This window comes from Desulfosarcina sp. (assembly GCF_041551955.1).
Classification (GTDB): domain Bacteria; phylum Desulfobacterota; class Desulfobacteria; order Desulfobacterales; family Desulfosarcinaceae; genus Desulfosarcina.
Map to the genome: position 1 here is coordinate 1 of NZ_JBFELV010000269.1, position 7,033 is coordinate 7,033.

Genomic DNA, 7,033 nt, shown 5'->3' on the forward strand with positions numbered 1-7,033 from the left:
ACTGCACCGATCCAGTAAAACGATAATGCGTCTCACGCAACGGCGCGACGGCGCAACGAAAGCTTAAGAAAAAAGAGATCAAAGGGAAAGCAACAAAGGATGAATCTAACTGTCGCGGCGTGGCGGCGTGGCGTGAGAGGATAAAATCTCACCAAACGGTGCGATGACGAGATGAAAAAAAGGAGGACCGATCGATGAACCAACATGCAAACAGGACGCGAACCAAGTCACGCGGCTGGCTGTGGAAGATACCGCTGGGAATAGTGGTATTGCTCCTGATTGTCCTTACCGTGGCTATCTTGAGTGTCAACACCATTGCCCACAATCAGATCAACGGTGCAATGAATGATTTTCTCACTGAAGGCGGTAGTCTGAAGGCAATCGACATTGGCCTGCTGGCTGGTCGTGTCGAACTGAACGGCCTCACGGTCAATCCACCCAAAGACCACGGCACCGATCCGCTGCTTTCAATGGGGAACTTGGTATTGGATGTCGTCCCCACTTCATTGTTGAGCGATGTAATCGTGGTCGAGGAGGTGACCCTGAAAGGGATGTCGATCAACCTGGTGAGGGACAAGCAGGGCCGCTTGGGCCTGGACAAACTGGTCAAAGCAGAAAAACCAGCGGCCGAAAAACCCGATGCCGCCGCCAAAGAAAAAACACTGCCGATCGTTCAGGTGAATAAAATCCGACTCGAAGACGGTTCGATCACGGTTCGGGACAGCGCCTTGACGGGCGAGCCGATGGTGTTTCCATTGACCAGGATCCTGCTGGCGGTGGATCGGCTGCGCCTGTTCGACGAAAACAAGGCTGCCGATCCGTCGGCGGTGTCGGTGTCTTTCCAATTGAAACAGCCCGGCAAGCTGCCGGCCGCCCATTTTGGAACCGTCGCACGGATGGGCCCGGTGGGGCGTGGTATTCCACCGGTCAATGCCCAGATTCGCTTGATTGGCCTCAAGCTGAAAACACTGGGGACATTGCTGCCACCGGCCACACGTACCGCTATAGGTGGCGACGGCCTCGATTCCGGTATGGCACTGGCACTCAACGATGGCCGCATCAGCCTCGACGCCCTTGCCTTGACCGACCGCAATGTGCGCTACGACACGATTCACGTGCGAGGCACACTGGACGCTCCCGTCGTAGAGATCGCGCCGGTCCTTGCTGGGGTGTTTCGGGTCAAAGATGGCGTACTCAACCTCGGCAAGAGTGGTCTGGGTGCGGGCATCAGTATCGCCGAAAGCAGCGTCGATGTGGCCAAAGAGGTCGGTTCCGGCACCTTGAAGGTTGGAAAGAAGTTGCTGGGCGGTCTTTTCGACACCACCAAGGGTCTGGCGACGCTGGACAAAAAAAAGGTGAAAAAAGGGTTGGTTGGTTCCACGGTGGGCACGATCGATCTTTCATTGGACACGGTTGGGGGGGCCGGCAGTGCCGCAGGCAGTGGATTGGGTCAATCGGCTTCCAAGCTCACGGGAGCGGCCGCTGTCCAGGCGTGGGATAAAGACATTCCGGCACGCTATCAGACGGCCATGCAGCGAGCGCAGGATGCCCTGGAGAAAATGCCCTATCCGCCGGTGATCGACGCGCTCAAGGATGCCTCGATGAAATAAACAAGATTGCAGTTTCATCGACACATTGTTGAACGGAGTCCACTCAAAAATGAAGCCGTCTCTACCTGCCCCGGCCCTCTCTATTGAGAAAAGTGCGGGGCAGAACAAATGATGAAGCCCTGAAAAGAGGTTGAATATCCCATCCCGAAAAATCATACTGGTTCTGGTCGTCATGCTTGGGTTGGCCGTTGCTCTGAATTGTGCGGCCGCCGAAGTAAAGGATCGCGTCGAAAGCATCGGCAGGGATGCGTCCGCGGCCAAGGCGGTCAACCAGGATGCCAGGTTGGTCGTGGTGCCCATTCCGGTATCCAACCCGACCGTCGGGGTCGGATTGACGCTGGCCGGAATCTATATGCACGGCAAGACAGACGCCAAGGAAGGCAGCCCGACCAGCACCTCCGGTGTGGGCGCCATGCTCACCAGCAACGACAGCTGGCTGCTGGGCGCCTTCCACGACGGCTATTATTTTGACGACGCCATGCGGCTCCGGTTGGCCGGCGGTTATGGCGAGCTGCAGCTCAAGTACTACGGCACCGGCAATGATTCGCCCTTGCAGGACAATCCGCTGGAGTTCGGTGCCACGTCCACGGTATTCACGCCCAGGCTCTTGTTCGAGCTTCCCTATGAGAATTTTTTTCTCGGATTGGAATATCTGTATGTGGGCATTGAGAACGCACCCGACCCGTCCGGACCGTCGGTCGATCTGCCGGAGTTCTCCTTTCGCACGGAAACCGCCGGATTGGGCTTGGTGGGTGTATATGACAGCCGGGACAGCAACATCTGGCCCGCCGCCGGAACGCTGCTTGAAGCCACCGCAACGAACTACGGCGGCCACTTCGGCGGCGACTACCACTACAACAAAGGCGTTGTCAAGTTTACCCAATACCACCGCATCGTCGATCCCCTGGTGGTGGTATACCGTCTCGACGGCCAGTTTATCGGCGGCGACGCACCCTTCTGGGACCTGGCCCAGATCAATTTGCGCGGTTTTCCATTCGGGCGCTACCTGGACAAGCACTCCGCCACCGCGCAAGCCGAAATCAGGTGGCGGGTGTTCGAAAATTGGACGCTCACGGCTTTCGGAGGCGGCGGCCGCATTGCCGAAAGCATCTCCGATATTGGATCATCACCCACCCGCTGGGCCGGCGGCGCCGGGGTGCGCTACAATATCGGCGGCGATCATCAGCTCAATATCGGCATCGACGTCACCGTCGCCGACGATCAGGTGGAAGTCTATTTTCAGGTTGGCGACTGGCTGTCGAATTGATCCAACACAGCGGTGGAGGTCGCCTGGATTCATCGAATTGAATGATCAGCTAAAATTAAGAGCGGCCTATCATGCCGTCTGCCGGATGCATCGGCGAACGTTAGGCAACTCGGAAAGAAATGGCGATATGAGAAACCAACGCATGCAATGGTCATCCTTTTTTGTATCGACGGTGCTGCTGCTGGCGATTTTTGTCAACATCTCATCGGCAGCCGACTACCGTCCCCTGGTCGGCCGCTGGCAGCGCACCGACGGCGGCTATGTGATTGAAATCAAACAGGTGGCGGCCGACGGTGCCATACAGGCCGCCTACTTCAACCCCCGGCCCATCAATGTATCCCGGGCCACGGCCTCTGAATTCAATGATCATCTCAAGGTCGAGGTGGAACTGCGCGACACCGGATATCCCGGCTCCAGCTATACGCTGCTCTACAACCCGGACAAGGACGCACTGTTCGGCTTTTACTACCAGGCCGTCCAAAAGCAGAACTTTGACGTGGTGTTTGTGCGTATGCAGTAATAAACTGGTCTGTACCAGGCCTTTGAAGAGTATGATGGGAAACTGTCTGCCGCGTGAACAAGAATTCAGGAGACAGGAGTCAGTAGCCAGGAGAAAATTGATGAATACCCGATATTGCCGCAATCGAAAGATTCAGATACTGCTCATCCTTATGTTTCTGCTCATCAGTGCCTGCACGGCCATCGGACCATCCACGGTGGCCCGGGACCGGTTCGACTATGTCAATGCGGTTTCCGACTCCTGGAAACGGCAGATGCTACTTAATGTGGTGAAGCTGCGGTATTACGATACCCCGGTGTTTTTGGAAGTCGCCTCCATCATCAACCAGTACTCCCTGGAAGGGGAGGTGAACCTGGGGGCTTCCTGGCTCGACGCGGATGGGGCCGGTGGATTGATCGGCGGCACGGGCCGATACGCCGATCGGCCGACCATAACCTACGCGCCGTTGACCGGCGAGAAGTTCGCCCGCAACCTGATGACACCCATCCCCGTTCGGGCAGTGCTCCATCTTGTCCAGGCCGGCTACCCGGTGGAATACGTGTTCCGCATTATCGTGCAGTCGATCAACGGCGTGGAAAACCGGTTTGGCGGGCAGCTCATGCAGCGGGATGCAGATCCAGACTTTGCCGAGCTGCTGACGCTCATGGGACAGATACAGAGGTCCGGCGGACTCGGTATGCGGGCGCGGGATGCCGATGACGAAAAGACCGTTGTCATGTTTTTCCGCGGGGCGAAAGAAGCCGCAATAGAGCGTGAAATCGAATCGGTGGGACGAATTCTCGGGATCGACCCGGATGCTGAGTCATTTGACATCGTCTACGGTTCGATTCCTTCCAGTGACCGGGAGATCGCCATCGAGACCCGATCGATATTGCAAATTCTCGCGGAAATGGGATCCCGCATCGACATCTCGCAAAAGGACATCGATGAGGGCAGGACCTATCGAAGCACCATCGACACAACGGACTCCACCGGATTTCATGAGCTCATCCGAATCCACAGTGCAGCGGCACGGCCAAAGGACGCGTATGTGGCCGTCTCCTATCGCGGCCAGTGGTACTGGATCGACGATCGGAAAGTGGCCTCGAAACGCACCTTTGCGTTTGTCATGCTGCTGTTTTCCCTGACCGAAACCGGTGACGATCAACGGGCACCCATTGTCACCGTACCGACGAACTGAGTATTAGGGCTACGGCCGTTCACGTAATCGCCAAATCAGTAGGTCGAGTTATGTTAATCAACCGAATTAAACAACGTGTTGTTCTCTGGGCCTGCCTGACGGGGGGCATGGCACTGATTCTGGCCTGCCCCGGTTTCAGCGCAAAACCGGAAAAGAGATACCTGATCCTCGAAACGGAACTGCAAGCCGAAACGATGGCTTTTGCCGATCGGTTGGCCAGTTATCTTCACCAGGCCCTGCGTGATTATGAACAGTCGCCGGGGTCGGATGACAAGCGCCCGTTGGTCCAGAAAGATGTTGTTCTCACTTCAATCTCAGCCTTTACGATCGCCGCCGACCCGAATCCGGGAACGGCGCTGCTGGACATGGTGGCCATGGTCAGCATGGGACGCTTGATTTATGAGGAGCACTGGCTACCACGCCAGGGAGAAAGTTTCCTGCCCATGGTGCAGGCCTTTCGTAAAGCGGAACGCGAAATCTGGGAACTGTCCGCCAAAATCCTTGACGATGGCCAGCAGCGCACGCTGCGGGAACTCATCACCCAATGGCGCGCCGACAACCCTGACCAGACGGGGTTTGCCTATCTGCGCTTCGGCTACATGGCTTCCGATCCCACGGCCTCAGCATCGGATCGAAAAAAAGCCGGCGGACTGTTTCAATCGGTAAGGGATGCCACCCATCAGGTCGAGGAGGCACGCCTGCTGGCCGAGCGGACCACGTTCCTGGCCACACGAATACCAATCCTGGCTGGCGGGCTCGGCGACTACTGGATGTCGGATCTGGTCAAAAACCAGAACATCAAGACGCTGTTGGCAGACGTTCACCGACTCTCGGCGACAGTCGATCAACTCCCTGAAATGATCGCCCAGGAACGGTCGGCGGCCATCAGCCAGAGCATGCAGGAAATCAATGCCTGGAGCCGGTCCGCCATCGATCTGACCATGAGCAGCATCTCCGCTGAGAGGGAACGAACCCTCGAACAGTTATTCAGTGAATTTAACAGGGAGCGCCAGAACACCTTAGAAGATATGCTGGCGGAAGAAAAAACATACAGCCGGTTGCTGGCGGAGATGCGTGATACCCTTCAAGCGGGCCATCAGCTGATCCTCTCGGCCAACCAATTAGTCAACATGCTCCCGGTCCCGAAAGATGCTGCATCGGCAACGGACAAGGATCAAGCCTCCCCGGCGATGAGCGTCGACGACTATCGCGCCGTTTTGGCAGATGTCAGAGAGACCATTCGAGAGCTGACGAGCCTACTCACCGTGGCGGAGAAAACCGCCGATTCACCGGTTTTGGAAAAAGTCAACCAGCTGATCGCCAACAGCATGGACCAGGCCGGCAAAGAGGGCGAAGAACTCATCAATCTCTCCTTTAAAAGGGGGATGCTGTTGACGTTGTTTGCGATGGTTGCACTATTGTTTGCGCAGATCATTTTTATTTACGTCAAAAATAAGCTGTCGACATGAGATGCCTGTTCGGCAACGAAGATTCCCGATGACTGAAAAACCCACCAGCGAGGAAAAAAGAAAATCCGATCCTTACCTGGACCGGCGTTCGGGTGAAGATCGGCGAAAAGCCTACGACCTGGACCATTTTGCCGACGGCGGTCTCGAACGAAGAGATGAAAAGGAACGGCGTAAACCAAAAGAGAGGCGCAAAGACTGCGTTAAGGTCTCAAATTGGTCCTCCGTCTGTCCGAAAAATGAAACCGACGCATAAGCGGAATAAAGGTACGATCATGAAAAATTTTTTCTCGTTTTTGAAGCTTGCCGCACAGGGCGGCCTGCTGGTCCTGCTGCCCATACTATTATTTATTCTCCTTTTGACGGAGATCGTTCAGATGGTGGTGGGACTGGCTACACCCATTGCCGACCTGTTCCCCGCCATCTTTGACGACCCAAAATACCCGGTGGCCCTGGCGGTGATTTTGCTGTTCGGTGCATCATTGGCTATCGGTATCGTCATGCAATCCAATGCAGCCGCCCGCCTGGGCAATTGGATCCAAGAAAAGACCCTCGACAAGCTGCCGATCTACCGCTTCGTCAAAACCCTGGTAGCCGGGTTGGTCGGAGCTGAAAAAACAGGCAGCTTCAAACCGGCACTCTTCGACGCCGGCAACGGCCAGCGGGAAATCGTCTATGTCGTCGAAGATATCGGAGATGGAGACTTCACCGCCCTATTTCCGCATGCACCCACCGGATTTGCCGGCCAGGTAAAGATCATTGCCAAGGATCGCATAACACCTTCGGACGCCAGCCTGGGTGATGTCAGCCTGGTGATGAACCACATGGGTTTGGGTGCGGGGCGGTTGCTGAAACCGCAGGACTGAGTTTGAAGCTGGTAAGCTGGTAAGCTGGTAAGCTGGTAAGCTGGTAAGCTGGTAAGCTGGTAAGCTGGTAAGCTGGTAAGCTGGTAAGCTGGTAAGCTGGTAAGCTGGTAAGCTGGTAAGCTGG

7 protein-coding genes are annotated in these 7,033 nt (G+C 56.1%); all 7 read left to right on the top strand.

Features of this window, described 5'->3' with window-relative positions:
• The first annotated feature begins 194 nt into the window (after window positions 1-194).
• The 7 genes from ABYV26_RS17420 (at window position 195) to ABYV26_RS17450 (ending at window position 6,909) form a co-directional block, all read left to right on the top strand.
• On the top strand, window positions 195-1,610 hold the full coding sequence (locus ABYV26_RS17420; RefSeq protein WP_372682630.1) for an AsmA family protein: 1,416 nt from the start codon (window positions 195-197) through the stop codon (window positions 1,608-1,610).
• Between the two features lie 130 nt (window positions 1,611-1,740).
• A complete protein-coding gene (locus ABYV26_RS17425) occupies window positions 1,741-2,877 on the top strand; it encodes a BamA/TamA family outer membrane protein (RefSeq protein ID WP_372682631.1) in 1,137 nt (378 codons plus the stop codon).
• Window positions 2,878-3,004: 127 nt separating this feature from the next.
• Entirely contained in the window at window positions 3,005-3,397 is a 393-nt protein-coding gene (locus tag ABYV26_RS17430) for a hypothetical protein (protein WP_372682632.1), read from the top strand.
• 100 nt (window positions 3,398-3,497) lie between these two features.
• A complete protein-coding gene (locus ABYV26_RS17435) occupies window positions 3,498-4,577 on the top strand; it encodes a hypothetical protein (RefSeq protein ID WP_372682633.1) in 1,080 nt (359 codons plus the stop codon).
• Window positions 4,578-4,684: 107 nt separating this feature from the next.
• Window positions 4,685-6,046: a hypothetical protein gene (locus ABYV26_RS17440; RefSeq protein ID WP_372682634.1), complete on the top strand. Its 1,362-nt coding sequence runs from the start codon at window positions 4,685-4,687 to the stop codon at window positions 6,044-6,046.
• A 28-nt stretch (window positions 6,047-6,074) separates the two neighbouring features.
• A complete protein-coding gene (locus ABYV26_RS17445; RefSeq protein WP_372682635.1) occupies window positions 6,075-6,299 on the top strand; it encodes a hypothetical protein in 225 nt (74 codons plus the stop codon).
• A 19-nt stretch (window positions 6,300-6,318) separates the two neighbouring features.
• Window positions 6,319-6,909 carry a hypothetical protein gene (locus ABYV26_RS17450; protein ID WP_372682636.1) on the top strand — a complete coding sequence of 197 codons (591 nt, stop codon included), beginning with the start codon at window positions 6,319-6,321 and terminating at the stop codon, window positions 6,907-6,909.
• Window positions 6,910-7,033 lie beyond the last annotated feature (124 nt).

Coding starts and splice junctions, on each gene's coding strand:
- ABYV26_RS17420 (WP_372682630.1), top strand. CDS start 195: ATGAACCAACATGCAAACAGGACGCGAACCAAGTCACGCGGCTGGCTG.
- ABYV26_RS17430 (WP_372682632.1), top strand. CDS start 3,005: ATGAGAAACCAACGCATGCAATGGTCATCCTTTTTTGTATCGACGGTG.
- ABYV26_RS17435 (WP_372682633.1), top strand. CDS start 3,498: ATGAATACCCGATATTGCCGCAATCGAAAGATTCAGATACTGCTCATC.
- ABYV26_RS17440 (WP_372682634.1), top strand. CDS start 4,685: ATGGCACTGATTCTGGCCTGCCCCGGTTTCAGCGCAAAACCGGAAAAG.
- ABYV26_RS17445 (WP_372682635.1), top strand. CDS start 6,075: ATGACTGAAAAACCCACCAGCGAGGAAAAAAGAAAATCCGATCCTTAC.
- ABYV26_RS17450 (WP_372682636.1), top strand. CDS start 6,319: ATGAAAAATTTTTTCTCGTTTTTGAAGCTTGCCGCACAGGGCGGCCTG.